The 17,083-nt window shown below is 55.1% G+C and carries 22 protein-coding genes; 16 read left to right on the top strand and 6 right to left on the bottom strand.

Annotation, left to right across the window (positions count from 1 at the left end):
* Window positions 1-11 precede the first annotated feature (11 nt).
* From B2U47_RS10165 to B2U47_RS10150, 4 genes are read left to right on the top strand one after another with little or no spacing between them, the layout of a single operon-like run.
* A complete protein-coding gene (locus tag B2U47_RS10165; protein WP_296679161.1) occupies window positions 12-1,172 on the top strand; it encodes a hypothetical protein in 1,161 nt (386 codons plus the stop codon).
* Between the two features lie 18 nt (window positions 1,173-1,190).
* Window positions 1,191-3,506, top strand: a complete 2,316-nt coding sequence (locus tag B2U47_RS10160; protein ID WP_296679163.1) for a hypothetical protein — start codon at window positions 1,191-1,193, stop codon at window positions 3,504-3,506.
* Window positions 3,507-3,529: 23 nt separating this feature from the next.
* The gene (locus tag B2U47_RS10155) at window positions 3,530-3,928 is read left to right on the top strand and encodes a FixH family protein (protein ID WP_296679167.1); all 399 of its coding nucleotides are present in this window, start codon (window positions 3,530-3,532) and stop codon (window positions 3,926-3,928) included.
* Entirely contained in the window at window positions 3,928-5,115 is a 1,188-nt protein-coding gene (locus B2U47_RS10150) for a cytochrome-c peroxidase (RefSeq protein ID WP_296679169.1), read from the top strand. Before B2U47_RS10155 ends, B2U47_RS10150 begins: the two co-directional genes overlap by 1 nt.
* Window positions 5,116-5,169: 54 nt before the next feature.
* Here B2U47_RS10150 and B2U47_RS10145 read toward each other — a convergent pair whose 3' ends face one another.
* From B2U47_RS10145 to znuC, 4 genes are all read right to left on the bottom strand, one after another.
* On the bottom strand, window positions 5,170-5,421 hold the full coding sequence (locus B2U47_RS10145; RefSeq protein ID WP_296679170.1) for a YfhL family 4Fe-4S dicluster ferredoxin: 252 nt from the start codon (window positions 5,419-5,421) through the stop codon (window positions 5,170-5,172).
* 98 nt (window positions 5,422-5,519) lie between these two features.
* Window positions 5,520-6,035 (bottom strand): pantetheine-phosphate adenylyltransferase, encoded by a 516-nt coding sequence (gene coaD / locus B2U47_RS10140; protein WP_296679173.1) that lies wholly within the window; start codon window positions 6,033-6,035, stop codon window positions 5,520-5,522.
* Window positions 6,036-6,147: 112 nt separating this feature from the next.
* Window positions 6,148-6,936, bottom strand: coding sequence for an iron chelate uptake ABC transporter family permease subunit (locus tag B2U47_RS10135; protein WP_296679175.1), 789 nt, complete (start codon window positions 6,934-6,936; stop codon window positions 6,148-6,150).
* Window positions 6,929-7,693, bottom strand: coding sequence for a zinc ABC transporter ATP-binding protein ZnuC (gene znuC, locus B2U47_RS10130; RefSeq protein ID WP_296679177.1), 765 nt, complete (start codon window positions 7,691-7,693; stop codon window positions 6,929-6,931). The genes B2U47_RS10135 and znuC overlap by 8 nt, the downstream gene beginning before the upstream one ends.
* Before the next feature lie 26 nt (window positions 7,694-7,719).
* Here znuC and B2U47_RS10125 point away from each other — a divergent pair, with 26 nt between their 5' ends.
* Complete coding sequence (locus B2U47_RS10125) at window positions 7,720-8,664, top strand: zinc ABC transporter substrate-binding protein (protein WP_296679180.1); 945 nt, start codon at window positions 7,720-7,722, stop codon at window positions 8,662-8,664.
* Here B2U47_RS10125 and B2U47_RS10120 read toward each other — a convergent pair.
* On the bottom strand, window positions 8,661-8,996 hold the full coding sequence (locus B2U47_RS10120; RefSeq protein ID WP_296679182.1) for a hypothetical protein: 336 nt from the start codon (window positions 8,994-8,996) through the stop codon (window positions 8,661-8,663). The two genes, B2U47_RS10125 and B2U47_RS10120, sit on opposite strands and share 4 nt — an antisense overlap.
* Window positions 8,997-9,089: 93 nt before the next feature.
* Here B2U47_RS10120 and B2U47_RS10115 point away from each other — a divergent pair, with 93 nt between their 5' ends.
* The 5 genes from B2U47_RS10115 (at window position 9,090) to B2U47_RS10095 (ending at window position 12,729) form a co-directional block, all read left to right on the top strand.
* Entirely contained in the window at window positions 9,090-9,812 is a 723-nt protein-coding gene (locus B2U47_RS10115) for a Crp/Fnr family transcriptional regulator (RefSeq protein WP_296679186.1), read from the top strand.
* A 37-nt stretch (window positions 9,813-9,849) separates the two neighbouring features.
* On the top strand, window positions 9,850-10,806 hold the full coding sequence (gene pip / locus B2U47_RS10110) for a prolyl aminopeptidase (protein WP_296679190.1): 957 nt from the start codon (window positions 9,850-9,852) through the stop codon (window positions 10,804-10,806).
* Window positions 10,803-11,240, top strand: a complete 438-nt coding sequence (gene dtd / locus B2U47_RS10105; protein WP_296679193.1) for a D-aminoacyl-tRNA deacylase — start codon at window positions 10,803-10,805, stop codon at window positions 11,238-11,240. The genes pip and dtd overlap by 4 nt, the downstream gene beginning before the upstream one ends.
* A gap of 167 nt (window positions 11,241-11,407) precedes the next feature.
* The gene (locus B2U47_RS10100) at window positions 11,408-11,788 is read left to right on the top strand and encodes a hypothetical protein (RefSeq protein WP_296679196.1); all 381 of its coding nucleotides are present in this window, start codon (window positions 11,408-11,410) and stop codon (window positions 11,786-11,788) included.
* Window positions 11,789-11,883: 95 nt separating this feature from the next.
* Window positions 11,884-12,729, top strand: coding sequence for a rhodanese-like domain-containing protein (locus tag B2U47_RS10095; RefSeq protein ID WP_296679197.1), 846 nt, complete (start codon window positions 11,884-11,886; stop codon window positions 12,727-12,729).
* Window positions 12,730-12,800: 71 nt separating this feature from the next.
* Here B2U47_RS10095 and B2U47_RS10090 read toward each other — a convergent pair whose 3' ends face one another.
* On the bottom strand, window positions 12,801-13,283 hold the full coding sequence (locus B2U47_RS10090) for a Crp/Fnr family transcriptional regulator (RefSeq protein WP_296679202.1): 483 nt from the start codon (window positions 13,281-13,283) through the stop codon (window positions 12,801-12,803).
* Between the two features lie 108 nt (window positions 13,284-13,391).
* Between B2U47_RS10090 and B2U47_RS10085 the strand changes: the two genes are divergently transcribed.
* Genes B2U47_RS10085 through B2U47_RS10060 form a run of 6 tightly spaced genes read left to right on the top strand, consistent with a single transcriptional unit; the run spans window position 13,392 to window position 17,074 of the window.
* A complete protein-coding gene (locus B2U47_RS10085) occupies window positions 13,392-13,631 on the top strand; it encodes a BolA family protein (RefSeq protein ID WP_296679204.1) in 240 nt (79 codons plus the stop codon).
* 39 nt (window positions 13,632-13,670) lie between these two features.
* On the top strand, window positions 13,671-14,396 hold the full coding sequence (locus B2U47_RS10080) for a TIGR00730 family Rossman fold protein (protein WP_296679206.1): 726 nt from the start codon (window positions 13,671-13,673) through the stop codon (window positions 14,394-14,396).
* Between the two features lie 2 nt (window positions 14,397-14,398).
* A complete protein-coding gene (locus B2U47_RS10075; RefSeq protein ID WP_296679208.1) occupies window positions 14,399-14,743 on the top strand; it encodes a hypothetical protein in 345 nt (114 codons plus the stop codon).
* A gap of 3 nt (window positions 14,744-14,746) precedes the next feature.
* Window positions 14,747-15,673 carry a homoserine kinase gene (locus B2U47_RS10070; RefSeq protein WP_296679211.1) on the top strand — a complete coding sequence of 309 codons (927 nt, stop codon included), beginning with the start codon at window positions 14,747-14,749 and terminating at the stop codon, window positions 15,671-15,673.
* Between the two features lie 4 nt (window positions 15,674-15,677).
* Window positions 15,678-15,911 carry a sulfurtransferase TusA family protein gene (locus tag B2U47_RS10065; RefSeq protein WP_296679213.1) on the top strand — a complete coding sequence of 78 codons (234 nt, stop codon included), beginning with the start codon at window positions 15,678-15,680 and terminating at the stop codon, window positions 15,909-15,911.
* Window positions 15,908-17,074, top strand: a complete 1,167-nt coding sequence (locus B2U47_RS10060) for a cation diffusion facilitator family transporter (RefSeq protein WP_296679217.1) — start codon at window positions 15,908-15,910, stop codon at window positions 17,072-17,074. The genes B2U47_RS10065 and B2U47_RS10060 overlap by 4 nt, the downstream gene beginning before the upstream one ends.
* Window positions 17,075-17,083: the final 9 nt, after the last annotated feature.

Below are 17,083 nucleotides of genomic sequence, written 5' to 3'. Positions count from 1 at the left end.
GGGAAACACTCATGCGATACCGTCATACCCTGCTGACACTCTGCCTGCTGGCCTGGTGGCAAGCGCCCGTCAACGCCGCCCCCACCAGCACCTGTAGCGGGCAAACCCTCAGCAAAACCTTCGCTTCCGGGGCAAGCTGGAACCTGTGCTGGACTACCCGTCAGGCCGAAGGTGTAGTGCTTTCCCAAATCAGCTACAAAGCACCTGCCCATGCCCAGCGCCGGGTACTGGGGGAAGCCAGCCTTTCCCAACTGGAAACGGCGCTGGATGATGGTTCCGTCACCCCGTTGTTCCTGACCACGGAAGCCGGGTTGGGTGGAACCAACCTGCAAACCCTGCCTGCCAGTGCTTGCCCCGGTGGAACACTCCACGCCAGTGGCGGGCGCAACGTGCTGTGTGCCACTACCCGCGACCACGGCTACCACTACAAGTACACCAGCCAACGACAAGGGCAGTTGTGGGAACTTGCCAGCCAGTCACAAATCGGCGCACGCAATTACACGCTACGCTGGCGCTTTTACGAAAACGGTACCATTGAACCCTCCCTGGGTCTTAGCGGCGAGTTGCCCATCGTCAATGCCAGCAACAGCCAGTACGGTTGGCCTGCTATGGCAAGCGGCAACATTGCCACCGGTTTCACCGACCATGCCTTGTGGCGGCTGGATTTTGACCTTGACACCACCCATGCCAACGACATGGTGGAAGAAATCACCAGCACACCCAGCAGCGACCGCCTGCGCAAAACCAAAGCCATCACCACAGTCGGTACGGAAACCGGGCGCACCTTCGACCCGGAAACCAAGCGCTTCTGGCGGGTGCGTGATGGCATCCTCAACAACGGAGCGGTTGGCAACCTGTCCTACGAACTAGTGCCTACCCGTTACGACCAGAGCCGCGCCAACAGCGCCAACGAAGCATGGCTGGCACAAGACGTCTTCTTCACCCGCTACAACGCCTGCGAAAAATACGCTGCCAACAACCCGACCAGCGGCTGCACCGGCAATGTCAGCCAGTTTGTGAACGGCGAAAGCCTCAACCAGCAAGACGTGGTGGTCTGGTACAAGCAGAGTTACCACCACCTGCCCCGCAGCGAAGACAGCAACCGCATCGGCACGGTCTGGAGCAGCTTCCAGCTTCTGCCGCGTGACTGGCATTCGCAAAACCCGTTTTGAGGCAGGGAGGAAACCCACATGAAACTGCACCATTTCCGTTATCCACTGGCTGCCTTGCTGACACTTGCCGGGCTGGGCAGCATCCCCGCCCAGGCGGCTGAATTCTGTGCGGATACGTATTACATCGAAACCACCCTGCCCAATCAGGCACGCTGGGACATGTGCTGGGAACATCGCAACCGGGAAGGCGTGGTGTTGCACCACATTCATTACACCCCGCGCAACGGCACGCGCCAGATGGTGTTGCACGAGGCAGCCATGGCGCAAATCCACGTACCTTACGATGACAACGGCGCACGCTACCATGATGTTTCCGACTATGGGCTGGGTGGCGGTTACATCAAGGATCTGGCTGCCGAGGAATGCCCCGGTGGTGAACGGCTCGCCTACCTCGGCAAAAACATCATCTGCAAACAGGTGACAAGCCGCGATGATGCCTTCAGCGTCGACGCTGACCGCTTGCAGGGTGACGCCCTCAGCCTGTTCAGCGTGTCAGCCATTGGCGCATACAACTACATTCCCGAATGGCGTTTTCTGGATGATGGCGCTATCGAACCGGGTGTGGGCGCAACTGGAGCCTTGCAACGCTTCGGCACTGCTAGTATCGCCCAACATGGCTGGTTGCTGGAAAGCAACAAGGTTGGCATTGCCCACCTGCACAACTTTTTCTGGAAACTGGATTTCGATCTGGGTGCAACCAGCAACGATGATGCGGTGGAGGAAATCGACCATACCCAAACTGCTGGCAAGACTTCCCGCACCCATACCCGCCTCAGCACGGAAGCCGCCCGCAATGTGGATCCTGCCAAATTACGGTTCTGGCGGGTACTGGATACCAGCTTGCGTAACAGCAAGAACCTGCCCACCTCCTATGACATCCAGTTGAACGAATCCGGGCAAAAGGACGAAGGCCCCAGCAGTGAGCCTTTCACCCATTACGACTTTTACGTCACCCGGCAAAAAAATTGCGAGCTGTTTGCCTCGCACAACCCGACCACCAATGGCTGCGCTGCTGACCTGAGCACCTTTGTGAATGGTGAAAGCCTGGTCGGGCAAGACCTGGTGGTGTGGCCTTCCGTCACCTTCTACCACATGCCGCGTGCCGAAGACGCCCCGCGCATGGATACGCACTGGACACATTTCCGCATCACCCCGCGTGACTGGCACAACCGGAATCCACTCAGTGACAGCAATGAAACCGGCGCAACCACCCCACCACCGCCACCACCTCCTGCTGGCGGCACGGTTTCCAACAATGGCAGCGGCATCAGTGTCAACGGCAGCCTCACCGACTGGAGTAGCTTGAGTTCGTTTGGTGCTGACCCGGATGATGTCAGTGGAACCAGCAACAAACTCAACTGGCTGGAAGGCTGGATGGCCAATGACACCTCCCGCGTCTATCTGGCCTACAAGACCAAGGGCACGATTGATACCAGCGGCTTCTGGGGCTATCAGGCTTATCTGGATACGGATGCCAGCAGCACCACCGGCTACCGTACCGGCGCACTGGGAGCCGACTACCTGTTGGAAGGCAGCAACCTGTGGCGCTATAGCGGCGACGGTACAAGCTGGAACTGGACACACCAAGGCAGCCTGACCCATCAGGTCAGCGGCAACGTGGCGGAATTCAGTTTCCCGCGTAGCTGGCTGGGCAACAGTACCGAATTGCGCCTGTTTTTCTGGGGCAACAACATCGCGTTTGGTGGCGATGCCAAGGACATCTACCCGGATGGAGCTTTCAGCAATAGCGCTACTACCCGTTACTTCACTTACAAGATGTATACAGCCAGTGGCAGTAGTACTAGCGGTATCAGCAATCCGGTCAGCAGTCTAACAACAGACGGTAATCTTGCCGACTGGAGCAGCCTGACTTCATTCGGTACAGACCCTGCCGATGTCAGCGGAACCAGTAACCCGCTGGACTGGCTGGAAGGCTGGATGGCGCACAATAGTAGCAATCTGTGGCTGGCCTACCGTACCCGCAACAACGTCAACACCAGTGGTTTCTGGGGCTATCAGGTCTATCTGGATACAGACAGCAACCCCGCCAGCGGCTACCAGCGTGGTACAGTCGGAGCGGAATACCTGCTGGAAGGCAGCACCCTGTGGCGTTACAGCGGCGATGGCACAAGCTGGAGCTGGACACAGCAAGGTACAAGCACTTACGCCATTAACGGGCAAACTGCCGAATTCAGCCTGCCGCGCAGTTGGCTGGGCAACCCTGCCCGCTTGCGGGTCGTGTTCCATGGTAACAACCGTGCGTTGGGAGGGGATGCGGAGGACGCTTATCCGAATGTTACGGCAAACCCGGCCTATTTCGAGTACCGTTTCTGAAAACCTGACAGGAGCAAACAACCATGCCAAAAACATTGCTCACCCTGACCCTTGGCCTGCTGCTGGCAGGCTGTGGCGCAGACCCCAATCATGCCTGGCATCTGCAACAACCCAGCGACAAAGGCACGTATCAGGCTACCCTGTCGTGTGCCTCTGCACCGATACCGGGTGCATTTCAGGAATGCAAGCTGATCCTGCAAAGTTCACAAGCCGTACCTGCCAACCTGCTGGTGGCGGTTGATGGCGGAATGCCAGCCCACGGGCACGGCCTGCCAACCGCACCGCAAGCCATTCCCACCGACACACACGGCACATACCGCATTGATGGCCTGAAATTCAGTATGCCGGGTGAATGGGTACTGGGATTCCTGCTGGATAACGGTACACAACCAGAAAAGGTTGTCTTCCGGTTTTCGCTGTGATGAAAACAGGCTGGCTGGCGGCTGTCATGCTCGCCAGTACCTTGCTGGCAGGCTGGGCATGGCAGACGGAAAAAGACAGCAGCACGTGGAATGAACAGGAACTTGCCATCCTGCAAACCCTGCGCCTGCAAAACCTGCCTGCGCTACAGGATGCTTCCAACGCCGTCCAGCACCATCCGGCAGCGGCTGATCTCGGCAGGCAACTATTCTTTGACCAACGTCTCAGCCGCAATGGCAAGGTTGCCTGTGCTACCTGTCACCAGCCAGACAAGGCTTTCAGCGATGGCAAAACCGTGGCGGAAGCACTGGCACGCGGCACACGCAATACCCCTGCCCTGCCAGGTGTTGCCTACAACGACTGGTTTTTCTGGGATGGGCGCAAGGACAGTCTGTGGTCACAAGCCCTTGCCCCCCTGGAAAACCCGGCAGAACACGGCCTGACCCGTACCCGCATTATCCGCCTGTTGCTGCAAGACCCACACTACCGCCAGCAATTTACCCAACTGTTTGCCACCCCGACTGACAGTGAGTGGTGGCAACACCTGCCAGAAGATGCCAGCCCCAACGGTACGCTGACGCAGTTACAGGCATGGAAACAGATGGATAGCCAGCAACGCCAGCAGGTTGACCGTACTTTCGCTCATCTGGGCAAGGCCATTGCCGCCTATGTCAGCAGCCTACCGCCACCTGCCAATGCCCTTGACAACCTGCCGCAAACAGCACTTTCCCCGGAAGCTGCTGCCGGGGCACGCCTGTTTATCGGCAAGGCGCAATGCATCCTGTGCCATTCCGGCCCTTTGCTCAGCAACCAGACTTTCCAGAACATCGGTACTGGCAGCCTCGGGCAAGACAGCGGACGAGCCGCCGTGCTGGATGCCATCCTGACCGACCGTTTCAACTGTCTGGGTGAATACAGTGATGCAAGCGCCGACGATTGTGGCGAACTGAAATTCCTGTCACGCAGCCGTCATGCGCTTGCAGGGGCTTTCAAGGTTCCCGGCTTGCGCAATGTGGCGCAAACCGCCCCCTATTTTCATGACGGGCGCATGGCAACGCTGGAAGAAGTGGTGGATTATTATGTGGAAGCATCCCGTCAAACCGGGCAGCGACGTGACAATGAGTTGCCAGCCATTGAGCTGGATGTCACCGAGAAGCACCAGTTGCTCAGTTTTTTGCGCATCCTCTGAAAACGGCAACGCCCGCAACAGCGGGCGTCAGTGCAGGCAAAACCGGCAGGAAAATCAGCCTTGCGCCATCAGTTTTTCGTATTTTAACTGTAACTGTTCCTTGTTCTCGACATGGGTCGGGTCATGCGGAATGCAATCCACCGGACACACTGCCACGCATTGCGGCTCATCGTAGTGACCAACGCATTCAGTGCAACGGTTGGGATCAATCACATAAATTTCGTCACCGGCAGAAATGGCGTTGTTGGGGCACTCCGGCTCGCAAACATCGCAGTTAATGCATTCGTCGGTAATCATCAATGCCATAGTAAAATCCTCTTCTATTCCTGATTTGCGCCAATCTTAGCAGCCAGCCCAGCAAGATAACATTAACCTGTATCAAAATTATGATAATCGGGATGACCCTAATCCAGCCCGCGCTCCTGGCGGATTTCACTGATTTTACCCTGCAATGCAGCCAGCACATGCGGGGCAATGAAACGACTGACATCCCCTTTCAGGATGGCAACTTCCTTCACCAGCGTGGATGAGATGAAAGAAAAACTTTCACCTGGCATCAAAAAAACCGATTCCACCTCCGGGTCAAGGCTGCGGTTCATGCTGGCCAACTGGAACTCGAATTCAAAATCGGATACCGCCCGCATCCCCCGGATCAGGACTTTGGCGTTCTGTTCCCTGGCAAAATCCACCAGCAAACCTTCAAAGCCCTTGACCACCACCCGCTCCGCCAGCCCTTCTGCTGCCAACTCCTGCCGGATCATGGCAACCCGTTCCTCCAGCGAGAACAAGGGCTTTTTTTTCGGGTTGGAAGCCACCCCCACCACCACATGAGCGCACAATTTGCTGGCACGCCGCATCAGGTCAAGATGACCTTTGGTAACAGGGTCAAACGTTCCGGGGTAAACAGCAGTAATTTCCATGAAAACAAGACGCTCTGGTTAGTGGCAAGAAACATTAGGGCTAACCCTGTGTCATGATCTTGTAGCATGTTATTGTGCATCGCACAATGGATTTTTTGCTGTTACGCACCATTCAAGTGCCGGATGGTCGCACCAGTTGCACCAGAATGAACAGGGCACTGGCAACCACCACAATACTAGGGCCTGTCGGGGTATCCAGTTGCAGGGAAAGCAACATGCCGCCCAGCAGCGCCAACACCCCCGCCAGAATTGCCAGTAGCGCCATCATTTCCGGGGTGGAAGCAAAGCGCCGTGCAGTTGCTGCCGGGATAATCAACAGGGAGGTCAGCAACAACACGCCAATCACTTTCATTGCCACCGCCACCATCAATGCCACCAGCAGCATGTAAACAGCACTGATGCGCCAGGTATTTACCCCTTCCACCTGTGCCAGCTCCGCATGGACTGACAGGGATAGCAGCGGTCGCCAAATCCATGCCATGACACCAACTACCACGCCTGCCAACACCCAGGTCAACACAATATCCGTCATGCTGACCGCGAGAATATCACCAAACAGGTAAGCCATCAGATCAACCCTGACTTCTGGAAGGAATGTGAGTGCCACCGTACCCACTGCCAGCGCACTGTGCCCGATAATCCCCAGTAAGGTATCGCTGCCCAGTACGGGATTATGCTGTACATACAGCATCAGCAACGCCACCAGCACACACACCAACATGATCCATACATTCAGGCTCGTACCGCTCATCAGACCGATTGCCACCCCCAGCAAAGCCGAATGCGATAGGGTGTCGCCGAAATAAGCCATACGCCGCCACAGCAGAAATACCCCCAGCACACCACTCATCAGCACCACAGCCGCACCTGCCAGCAAAGCACGCCAGACAAAATCATCCATGCGAATTATCCTTGTGGGGAATGACGCAACCGTGCATATCATGTTGGTGGTCATGGTGGTGGGTGTAAACTCCCAGCCCAGCGGTACGCCAGTCACCAAACAGGCGCAAATATTCCGGGTGGCGCGATACCGCTTCCGGCTGCCCGGAACAGCAGATATGCCCATTCAGGCACAGTACCTGGTCAGTCGCAGCCATTACCAGATGCAGGTCATGCGACACCATCAGCACCCCATAGCCATGTTGCTGTTTCAGGCGGTTGATCAACTGGTACAAGTCGCTCAGCCCGGTGACATCTACCCCTTGCCCCGGCTCATCTAGCACTAGCAAATGCGGCTTGCCCAGCAAGGCACGCGCCAGCAGCACCCGCTGCCACTCCCCGCCAGACAAGGATTGCACAGGCTGCCCCAGCAAGCCGATAACCCCTGTTTCTTCTGCACTCTGCCTGACAGCTTCCCGGTCATGCCGAGGCAGACGCAAACCGATGAAACGCTCTACGGTCAGGGGCAACAGCCGGTCAAGGTGAAATTTTTGCGGCATGTAACCTACCCGCAAACCAGGCATACGCCAGATCTTGCCCGTGTCTGCCTGCTGCAAACCCAGCAATACCTTGAGCAAGGTCGACTTGCCTGCACCGTTAGGGCCAATCAGGGTGAGAATGCTTTGCGGGTACACTTCGAAGCCAACATCGTGCAAAATCACACGCTGCCCAAAGCCCAGGCTGATATGTTCCAGTTTTGCCAAAAAGGTGTTGGGCATGACCTGTCAATGTTTGAGAGTAAAAAATGCTGCGTATTCTAACGATTTTCCTGCTGCTGTGCGTACCGCTTTTACAGTCCTGCCAGCAGGAAACTGAATCCAGGCTGTTGATTGTCAGTACCATCAAGCCAGTCCAAGCACTGGTGTATGCGGTGGCTGGTGATGCCAATCAAGCGCTGGAGTTACAGCAGTTGCTGCCAGATGGGACATCACCTCACCATTATGCGCTCAAGCCTTCCGATATGCGCACACTGGAAAACGCCCGTGTCATTTTTCGCATTGATAGCGGGCTAGAAACCTTTCTCGACAAACCATTGACAGGTCTGGGCAGCCACACGCACATCGTTACGCTAGCAGATACACCCGGCTTGCAACACTTACCTAACCGCCTGCCGCATTATCACGCTGCAAACCGCGCAGATACCCACCAACATGATGAAACTCCCCCCACGAATAGCAGCAAAGACTTACACCTGTGGCTAAATCCGCAGAATGCCATTGCCATGACTCATGAAATTGCCCGCGTACTGGCGCAAGCCGACCCCGCCCACCGGGAAGACTACGCAAACAACGCTGCACAACTGGTGCAACGTATCCAGACTACTGACACGCAAATCCGCCAACAACTGGAACCTTTGCGTGGGCGACCTTACCTCAGTTTCCACGATGCATGGCAGCATTTCGACACGCATTACGACCTAAACTTTGCCGGAGCCGTCACGCTAGATGTGGCACGTTCACCGGGTGCTCGCCATGTCAGCCACATCCGCCAAATCATTGCCGACAAGCAAGCGGTATGCCTGTTTGAAGAACCACAGTTCTCGCCTGCCCTGATCAAGACGCTGGTGGAAAACAGCAGCATTCACCTTGGGCAAGTCGACCCGCTAGGGGTGGGGCTACCACTGGACGACAAAACCTACACGGTTTTATTGCAAAACGCGGCTAACAGCTTTGCTGACTGCTTGCGTTAGCCTCCGATTCCCAACCCGGCACTGACGGCATCACGCTGGCTTTCGCGCAGGATGCCGCCCACGTATTCATAACGCAGGCCATCTTCACTGGAGGCTCGCGGATGGTAGATACTGACCCGGAAAGTACTGCCACCCCGCAACATCACGATGTTACGGTCACGCATTTTCAATTGCACATTCGCCCCCCGCACGGTGTGCACCACGTCATCCCCGTAGACCGCATCACCACGCTTGAGAATTCGCGGCTCCTGTCCCGCCCCTTTGGCAGTCACCTTGCCACGTTTGGAAAGAACAACACCTGCCTGCTCACGTCCTGTTGTTGTCGCTGGCATAAATCAACTCCGTGTAGATTTCAAATTTACCATGCAAAACCCATCTTCTAAGCATAGTCCAGCTTTGCCCCTCTTTGGCAATTCCCTTTTCTTATGCGGTTTGAACGTATCAACATCACCGCCGAATGGTATCTGTGCCATACTTGGCACATGATTCGCCGAGGGGGGAACACCGTGTTTGCCGACATTCCACTATTTCAAAACCTGCCTGCAGAACAGTTTGAACATTTACTCAAACTCACCCTGGAAATACGCCATGAACGCAACAGCGTCATCATCAACCAAGGCGAATACAGCAATTCGCTGTACATCGTGCTGGAGGGGCGCCTGAAAGTGTACGTAACGGATGAAGAGGGGCGACAAACTATCCTGTCTTTCCTCAACAAAGGGGACTTTTTCGGTGAGCTCAGCCTGCTGGATAATGAGCCACGTTCCGCCTCGGTGATGACGGTCGCCAAAACCCGCCTGCTACGCCTGACCCAGGATGCTTTCCACCACTTTGTGGAAACACACCCGGATACCTTGCTGCCAATGTTGCGTATCCTCGCCAGCCGTTTGCGGGCGCTGGATGACACCATTCGCTCCTTGTCCACGCTGGATGTGTACGGACGAGTGGCACGGGTATTGCTTCGTGAAGCAGAAGAACGGGAAAAAAACCAGATAACCCCGCGCCTGACCCATCAGGAAATTGCCGAAATGGTTGGCTCTTCACGGGAAATGGTCAGCCGCATCCTAGGAGATTTGCGCAAGGGTGGATACATCAGGGTGGAAAACAAACAGATTTATATTGAGCGGAAACTGCCGACGCGGTGGTAAAATACTACCCATAACTGAAAAACACAGGAGCCAAACATTGAGCCCACTTTACCCGCCCATTCATGAAAACCGGCACTTCTACTTGCGGGCAGATGAGTTGCACGAACTCTATGTTGAGGAATGCGGCAATCCTTACGGTGTGCCGATTGTGTTCCTGCATGGCGGGCCTGGCTCGGGCTGCGAACCGTGGCATCGCCAGTTTTTCGACCCAACCCGTTACCGCATTATCCTGTTTGATCAGCGTGGTTGCGGGCGTTCGCGTCCCCATGCTTCACTGGAACGCAATACCACATGGGATCTGGTAGCCGACATGGAGCTGATCCGCGAAGAATTGGGCATTGAACGCTGGGCGGTATTCGGTGGCTCGTGGGGTTCGACACTGGCACTGGCTTATGCCCAGCAGTATCCGGCACGGGTCAGTGGCATGATCCTGCGTGGCATTTTCCTGTGCCGCCAGCGGGACATTGACTGGTTCTACGAACAGGGGCACGGGGTAGAGCGTATTTACCCCGACTACTGGCAGGATTACCTTGCCCCCATTCCTGAAGCTGAACGCGGCAATCTGGTCGATGCCTATTACAAACGCCTGACCGGGGAAAACGAGATTGCGCGGATGCAGGTTGCCAAAACCTGGGCAATATGGGAAGGCCGCACTGCCAACCTGCAAACCAAAGACAGCGTGCTGGCACATTTTTCTGACCCTTACACCGCCATGAGCGTTGCACGTATCGAAGCACATTACTTCATCCATCAGGGCTTTCTGGAACCCGATCAATTATTGCGTGACGCCCACCGTATTGCACATTTGCCGGGCAGTATCATTCATGGGCGTTACGACATGATCTGCCCGCCAGAACAGGCTTTCGCCCTGCATCAGGCATGGCCTAACGCCGATTTCAAACTTGTCCCCGGTTGTGGTCATGCTGCCAGCGAACCCTTGATCCAGCAAGCGCTGGTGGAAGCCACCGAAAAACTGCTGGAGCATCTGGAATGATTGGCCTGATCCAGCGTGTTACCCATGCCCAAGTGGATGTGGAAGGTGTCACGGTCGGGCAGATCGGGAAAGGCATTCTGCTGCTGCTGGGGGTGGAAAAAGAAGACACCCCGGCTCATGCCGACAAGTTGCTACACCGGGTGCTGAACTACCGCATTTTCCCGGATGAAAACGGGCGCATGAACCTGTCACTGCTCGACATCCAGGGAGAATTGTTGGTTGTTCCCCAATTCACATTACCTGCGGATACACGCAAAGGGATGCGCCCGAGTTTTACACCAGCCGCGTCGCCGGATAAAGGGAAAATATTATTTGACACCTTTTGTCATAGTGCATTGCAGCAATTAACTCACATCCAGAAGGGTATTTTCTCTGCTGACATGCAGGTATTACTGGTAAATGACGGGCCTGTTACATTCTGGCTACAGACCTAAAAGACATAAGCATTTAATTAAATACTAAATCATTGTTTAACAGGAACTTTCTACCGTCATTACTGTCTCTCAAACTGCGAACATTAACACTTGTCGCCACTAAGGATTTCTGATAAACCTATGGGCGCATTAGAAATAGTGCTTTTTATGCAAGCAGGATCAAGACCATGAAAAAACTTCCCTTCATTATTTTACTGGCTGCATTATCTGCCATCAGCATCACTGCTGTTGCGGAAGACAAAGCTGCCCAAAACACCACAACCGACACCAAACCTGCTGACCAGACACAGGTGAGCGGCACGAATGGAACACAAGCTGCTACGCCTGCCACTGATGCCAAACCTGCGGATGGAACACAAGCTGCTGCACCTGCCACTGATGCCAAACCGGCAGATGGCACACAAGCTGCCGCCCCTGCCACTGACGCTAAACCGGCAGATGGCACACAAGCTGCCGCTCCTGCCACTGACGCCAAACCTGCCGAAGGCGGTGAGAAAAAGGCTGAAACTGGCGAAAAGAAAGGTGATGACGAACCGGATTGCAAATAAAGCAGGAATCTTACACCCTTTTGGCTGGCATTTCGGGAGGAGAGAGTCTGGAACCAGCCTAATCATAGCCGAAACCTGAAAACTGGAGGATATACATGAAATTTACTCAAATGATGGGTATTGCCGCACTGGCTGCTGGCCTGAGCTTGTCTGGCGCAGCGTTGGCTGAAGGCGAAGCCAAGCCAGTTGGCATCACTGCCGACAAAATGAGCGTTAGCGTTAAACACGGCAGTGAAACCGTCGAAATCAAGCGTAATCAGGACAACAGCGCTACCGTTGTTGCCGATTTCGCCAAAACATCACGCCCTTGCCCACCTTTCTGCATCCAGCCTGACAAGATTGCCGATGGGGTCGAAACCATCGCAGAACTGGGCATGTTGGGCTATCTGGAAAAAGTCAGTGGCGGCGACAAAAACGTGTTGGTTGTGGATTCCCGTACTCCTGACTGGGTTGAGAAAGGCACCATTCCAGGTTCTGTCAACATCCCATGGGAGGGTCTGGCACCTGACAAAGGTGCAACCACGGATGGCATCATCGCGATCATGCAGGACAAATTCGGCGTGAAACTGGCCGCAGGCAAGGATTCCATGGCTGTTGACGAAGCCGTTGCTGCTGGTGGCGATGCAGTCAGCAAGGTGTTTGACTATTCCGGTGCAAAAACACTGGTCATGTTCTGTAACGGCATGTGGTGCGGTCAATCCCCTACCAACATCAAGCAACTGCTGAAATTCGGCTACCCTGCTGACAAGATCAAGTGGTATCGCGGTGGTATGCAGGATTGGGCTATTCTTGGCCTGACTACCGCCAAACCGGCAGGCGGTGCTGCACCTGCGGCAGAGGCCAAACCAGCCGCTGACGCAAAGCCTGCTGCGGATGCCAAACCAGCCGCTGATGCAAAGCCTGCTGCGGATGCCAAACCAGCCGAAGGCGACAAAAAATAAGCCTGTTGCCACAGGATAAAAGGGAAAAGGCCAGCATCGACTGGTCTTTTCTTTGTGTGTTGCGCCCCCCGTCAGGTAGCGTCGTCTTCCCCGCCCAAACGCTTGTGCAGCTTGGCATTTTCATCACTCAGATAGCGCACCAGCGAATCCAGGCTGCGGATCACGAATTCCAGCAGATTGGTCGCAATATAAGGCTCTTCAATACGGATGCGGTTATACATTTGCCGGTTGATTTCCAGCAGACGCACTCCGTTATGGCGGGCGCGGATGCGTACCGTGCGCGGATGGCGGTCAAAGAAAGACATTTCCCCAACCAGACTACCCGGTTCCAAATGACCGACTTCAAATTCCCGCTCACCATCCACCTGCAACAGTTTGACTGCCCCACCAATCACCAGATAAAAACGGTCGCTGAGTTCACCAATATCTGCCACGATTTCTTCAGCAGCCAGTTCACGGATACGGGTATAACGCACAAATTTGCTGACTTCATCATCCGTCAAGGCTGCGCAAAACTCCTGACACGTATCCTTTATCTGTATCACGTCGCTCATGATTTACCCCCAAAAGCCGGTTGAATGCCTTATTATACGCACAGAAATAAACGCTGTCGGCGACTACGTAGTATAATTGCGCCATTTATCAGGTAAATGGAGTACAACATGAGCATCAGTAATGAAGCAGTTGAGCAAATCATCCGTACCAGCCTGCCGGATGCACAAATACGTGTATCCGGTGACGGTTACAAATACGAAGCCGACATCATCAGCAGTGCCTTTGAAGGCTTGATGACAGTCAAACGCCACCAACTGGTGTATGCAGCGCTGAATGCCGCCATTACTTCCGGGCAGTTGCACGCCATCACCTTGCGTACCAAAACACCCGCCGAAGCCAGCGCCTGATTTCCAACCTGCCATAATAATAAACACAGGATACCACCTATGGATGACAAAACCCGCGCCCACCACCCCGTCTTGCAACCCATCAGCGACAAGGAGCTGGCACGTGAAAGCTGGAAAATTTTCCAGATCATGGGTGAATTCGTCGACGGTTTCGAGCGCCTTGCCCATTTGCGCCCTTCGGTCAGCATTTTCGGTTCAGCCCGCACCTTGCCGGATGACCCGATGTATCACCTGACAGAAACGATTGCCCACAAACTTTCCAATGCCGGTTTTGCCGTGGTCAGTGGTGGCGGCCCTGGCTTGATGGAAGCTGCCAACAAAGGCGCACAACAAGGCAAATCACCCAGCATTGGCCTGAACATCCAGCTTCCCCACGAACAACATTCCAACCCGTATCAGGATATTTCCCTGTATTTCCGCCATTTTTTCTCACGCAAGGTGATGTTTGTGAAACACGCCTCGGCTTACGTAGTAATGCCGGGCGGTTTTGGCACACTGGATGAGCTGGCAGAAATTCTCACCTTGGTACAAACCGGCAAAACCCGGAAAATTCCGATTGTGCTGGTGCATACGCCTTTTTGGGCTGGGCTGGTGGAATGGTTCAGGAACACGCTGGTAAAACAGGGTACAATTGCCGCTGACGATATGGATCTGTTTGTCTTGCTGGACGATCCTGATGCCATCGTTGCTCACATTTTCCAATATTACGAACGCGCCGTATCGGGGCCAACCAGTGAAGAACGCGCGAAATTCATGGAGTTATAAAAATGACAAAACCTACATTACTGGGGCTGGTGTTGCTGTTATCCGGCATGGCATCCTCAATCCTGCTGGCAGACGATACTGCACCTGCCGCCGCAGCCCCGGAAGAAGTGGCGGTAGAAGCTGACACCGCAGGCAAGCTGAAAGTGGAAAGCATTCGTGTCGAAGACAATTACGGCACGGTCGAAGAAGAGCGTGTGCAAGCCATGCGCAGTGAAATCCGCTATGTCCCGGCAGGTAGCACAGACGGCTATCACCTGATCAGTTCAGAAGGTTCCGAAGGCAAGATCCGTAATGCCCACCGCGAAGATGATATGCTGATCCCGAGCTGGAAACTGTTCACCTGGTAAACGATGTCAGTCTATACCCCTGTCAGTGTCAGCGAGCTTGCCAACTTCCTGCACCAGTACCCTGCCGGGGAACTGCTGGATTTCACCGGCATTCAGGCGGGTGTGGAAAACACCAATTACTTCGTTACCACCACGGGTGGGGAATATGTTCTCACCCTGTTTGAGCACCATTCCCCGACTGAGCTGGATTATTTCCTTGCCCTGATGCAACACTGGACAGATGCCGGAATTCCGGTCGCCTGCCCACAACACTTGCATAACGGACGGATGCTTAGCACCCTCAACGGTAAACCTGCTGCACTGGTTGCCCGCCTGCCTGGTGCGCATCCTGTACAGCCTGATGCGGAGCAATGTGCGCAACTAGGCGCAATGCTGGCGCGAATGCATCGCAGCGGGCGTGATTTTCCGCACTACCGCGCACCGGATCGCGGGCATGAATGGCGATTGCAAACGGGTGCAAGGCTGCTCGCTCAAGGTGGATTCCCGGAAACAGCCTTGCTGCGCAGCGAACTTGCTATCCAACAAACCATCCCATTTACGCAACTGCCTGCGGGCGTAATCCACGCTGACCTGTTCCGTGATAATGCCATGTTCCGCCAAGGGCAGCTCAGTGGCATTATTGACCTGTATTTTGCATGTACCGACAGTTGGCTGTACGATCTCGCCATCGTGGTGAATGACTGGTGTTGCCAGCCGGATGGCAAGCTGGATCAATCCCTCGTGCAAGCATGTCTAAACGCCTATCAGGCGTTGCGCCCCTGGCAAGCCCTTGAACACGACTACTGGCAAGCAACCTTGCGAGCCGCTGCCCTGCGTTTCTGGCTGTCTCGCCTTGATGCCCAGCTCAACCCGCGTGCGGGAGACATGATTTTGCAAAAAGACCCAACAGAATTCCGCGACAAACTGTTACAGCGCATTGCTGAGGATTAATATCATGCAAACCGTTACGGTGGATGCCCGCCGCTTGCTGTGTCCACTCCCTGTCATCCGCGTGCAACAAGCGCTAGAAAACCTGCCTGCTGGCGTGACTGTCACCGCTATCTGCACAGACCCCGGCGCGTTGCATGACATTCCCGCCTGGGCACGCATCCACGGGCATCGCGTGCTGGAAACCCACAGTGAAGGGCGCGAGCACATCATCACCCTGCAAACTGGCGGCGTCCCATGAGCGGACACCAACATCACCTGCACGACGCACCAGATTCCGGTGAGAGCCGTCAAAGCGTCACCCGCCGGGTCGCCTTGGTGGGGATGAGCGTCAATATCTTTCTGGTCATTGCGCAAGTCATCGGCGGCATCATCACCGCCTCGCAAGCCCTGATTGCCGACGCCATGCATACCCTGTCGGATCTAGTGGGGGACATTGTGGTACTAGTAGCTGCCCATCATGCCGGGAAAGCCGCCGATGCCAACCACCCTTACGGACACGGGCGCATCGAAACCCTGGCAACCGTGATCCTCGGGCTGTTGCTGAGCGGCGTTGCCGTGGTCATCCTGATGCAGGCATGGGAACGGCTGTTTGGTGGTGAACCCTTGGTAACACCGGATGCGTGGGCAATGGCATTCGCCTTGCTCGCTATCATCGGCAAGGAGGGGCTGTACCATTACACCGTGCATGTTGCCAAACGCATCCATTCGCCCATGCTCAAAGCCAGTGCCTGGCATCACCGTTCCGATGCCATTTCCTCAGTACTGGTATTGCTGGCAATTGCTGGGGCGCAACTGGGCTTTGCCTGGCTGGATGCTGCCGCTGCCATGATTGTAGCTGCGATGATTTTCTACATGGCTATCCAGTTGATCCTGGAAAGCACCAGCGAGCTGGTCGATACCGGGCTGGAACCGCAGGAAGTGCAGGACATCCACGATTTCATCTGCGCCATCAACGGCGTAGAAAATGTCCATTTGCTACGTACCCGGCGTATGGGCGGGCGCGTGCTGGCAGACGTGCATCTGCAAGTGGATGGGCGCATCAGTGTCTCCGAAGGGCATCACATCGGTGAAACCGTGATGTACCGCCTGCGCAAACAGTTTCCCAGCATCAGCGATGTGGTCGTGCATATTGATCCAGAAGACGATGAAACGGCGCATCCGTGCAAAAACCTGCCTTCCCGTGCCGAACTGCGTGAGAAACTGCAAGCCATCCCATCGACAGCCCCTTTCTGGTCATACGTGAATGACCTGACCCTGCATTACATAGATGGAAAAATAAGCATTGATTTGATTCTGAATGGCATTCCGACACAAGAAACGCTTGCAGATTTTGAACATGCCTGCAAGACTGTCGGCTGCATTGAGCGGGTAGTATTTTTGACCCGGATCGCATCAAAATAGTGCAAAATG

The organism is Thiothrix sp. UBA5583 (assembly GCA_002425225.1).
GTDB lineage: Bacteria > Pseudomonadota > Gammaproteobacteria > Thiotrichales > Thiotrichaceae > Thiothrix > Thiothrix moscowensis.
This window is presented reverse-complemented; position numbering and strand designations above follow the sequence as displayed.

Excerpts from the sequence above, each read along its gene's own strand:
- znuC (WP_296679177.1), bottom strand. The coding sequence starts at position 7,693 with ATGCCCAACACCTTTTTGGCAAAACTGGAACATATCAGCCTGGGCTTT.
- B2U47_RS10165 (WP_296679161.1), top strand. The coding sequence starts at position 12 with ATGCGATACCGTCATACCCTGCTGACACTCTGCCTGCTGGCCTGGTGG.
- B2U47_RS10125 (WP_296679180.1), top strand. The coding sequence starts at position 7,720 with ATGCTGCGTATTCTAACGATTTTCCTGCTGCTGTGCGTACCGCTTTTA.
- B2U47_RS10075 (WP_296679208.1), top strand. The coding sequence starts at position 14,399 with ATGACAAAACCTACATTACTGGGGCTGGTGTTGCTGTTATCCGGCATG.
- B2U47_RS10100 (WP_296679196.1), top strand. The coding sequence starts at position 11,408 with ATGAAAAAACTTCCCTTCATTATTTTACTGGCTGCATTATCTGCCATC.
- B2U47_RS10065 (WP_296679213.1), top strand. The coding sequence starts at position 15,678 with ATGCAAACCGTTACGGTGGATGCCCGCCGCTTGCTGTGTCCACTCCCT.
- B2U47_RS10060 (WP_296679217.1), top strand. The coding sequence starts at position 15,908 with ATGAGCGGACACCAACATCACCTGCACGACGCACCAGATTCCGGTGAG.
- B2U47_RS10070 (WP_296679211.1), top strand. The coding sequence starts at position 14,747 with ATGTCAGTCTATACCCCTGTCAGTGTCAGCGAGCTTGCCAACTTCCTG.
- B2U47_RS10080 (WP_296679206.1), top strand. The coding sequence starts at position 13,671 with ATGGATGACAAAACCCGCGCCCACCACCCCGTCTTGCAACCCATCAGC.
- B2U47_RS10095 (WP_296679197.1), top strand. The coding sequence starts at position 11,884 with ATGAAATTTACTCAAATGATGGGTATTGCCGCACTGGCTGCTGGCCTG.
- B2U47_RS10160 (WP_296679163.1), top strand. The coding sequence starts at position 1,191 with ATGAAACTGCACCATTTCCGTTATCCACTGGCTGCCTTGCTGACACTT.
- B2U47_RS10085 (WP_296679204.1), top strand. The coding sequence starts at position 13,392 with ATGAGCATCAGTAATGAAGCAGTTGAGCAAATCATCCGTACCAGCCTG.
- dtd (WP_296679193.1), top strand. The coding sequence starts at position 10,803 with ATGATTGGCCTGATCCAGCGTGTTACCCATGCCCAAGTGGATGTGGAA.
- B2U47_RS10090 (WP_296679202.1), bottom strand. The coding sequence starts at position 13,283 with ATGAGCGACGTGATACAGATAAAGGATACGTGTCAGGAGTTTTGCGCA.
- B2U47_RS10120 (WP_296679182.1), bottom strand. The coding sequence starts at position 8,996 with ATGCCAGCGACAACAACAGGACGTGAGCAGGCAGGTGTTGTTCTTTCC.
- B2U47_RS10155 (WP_296679167.1), top strand. The coding sequence starts at position 3,530 with ATGCCAAAAACATTGCTCACCCTGACCCTTGGCCTGCTGCTGGCAGGC.
- B2U47_RS10145 (WP_296679170.1), bottom strand. The coding sequence starts at position 5,421 with ATGGCATTGATGATTACCGACGAATGCATTAACTGCGATGTTTGCGAG.
- B2U47_RS10115 (WP_296679186.1), top strand. The coding sequence starts at position 9,090 with ATGCGGTTTGAACGTATCAACATCACCGCCGAATGGTATCTGTGCCAT.
- B2U47_RS10135 (WP_296679175.1), bottom strand. The coding sequence starts at position 6,936 with ATGGATGATTTTGTCTGGCGTGCTTTGCTGGCAGGTGCGGCTGTGGTG.
- coaD (WP_296679173.1), bottom strand. The coding sequence starts at position 6,035 with ATGGAAATTACTGCTGTTTACCCCGGAACGTTTGACCCTGTTACCAAA.
- B2U47_RS10150 (WP_296679169.1), top strand. The coding sequence starts at position 3,928 with ATGAAAACAGGCTGGCTGGCGGCTGTCATGCTCGCCAGTACCTTGCTG.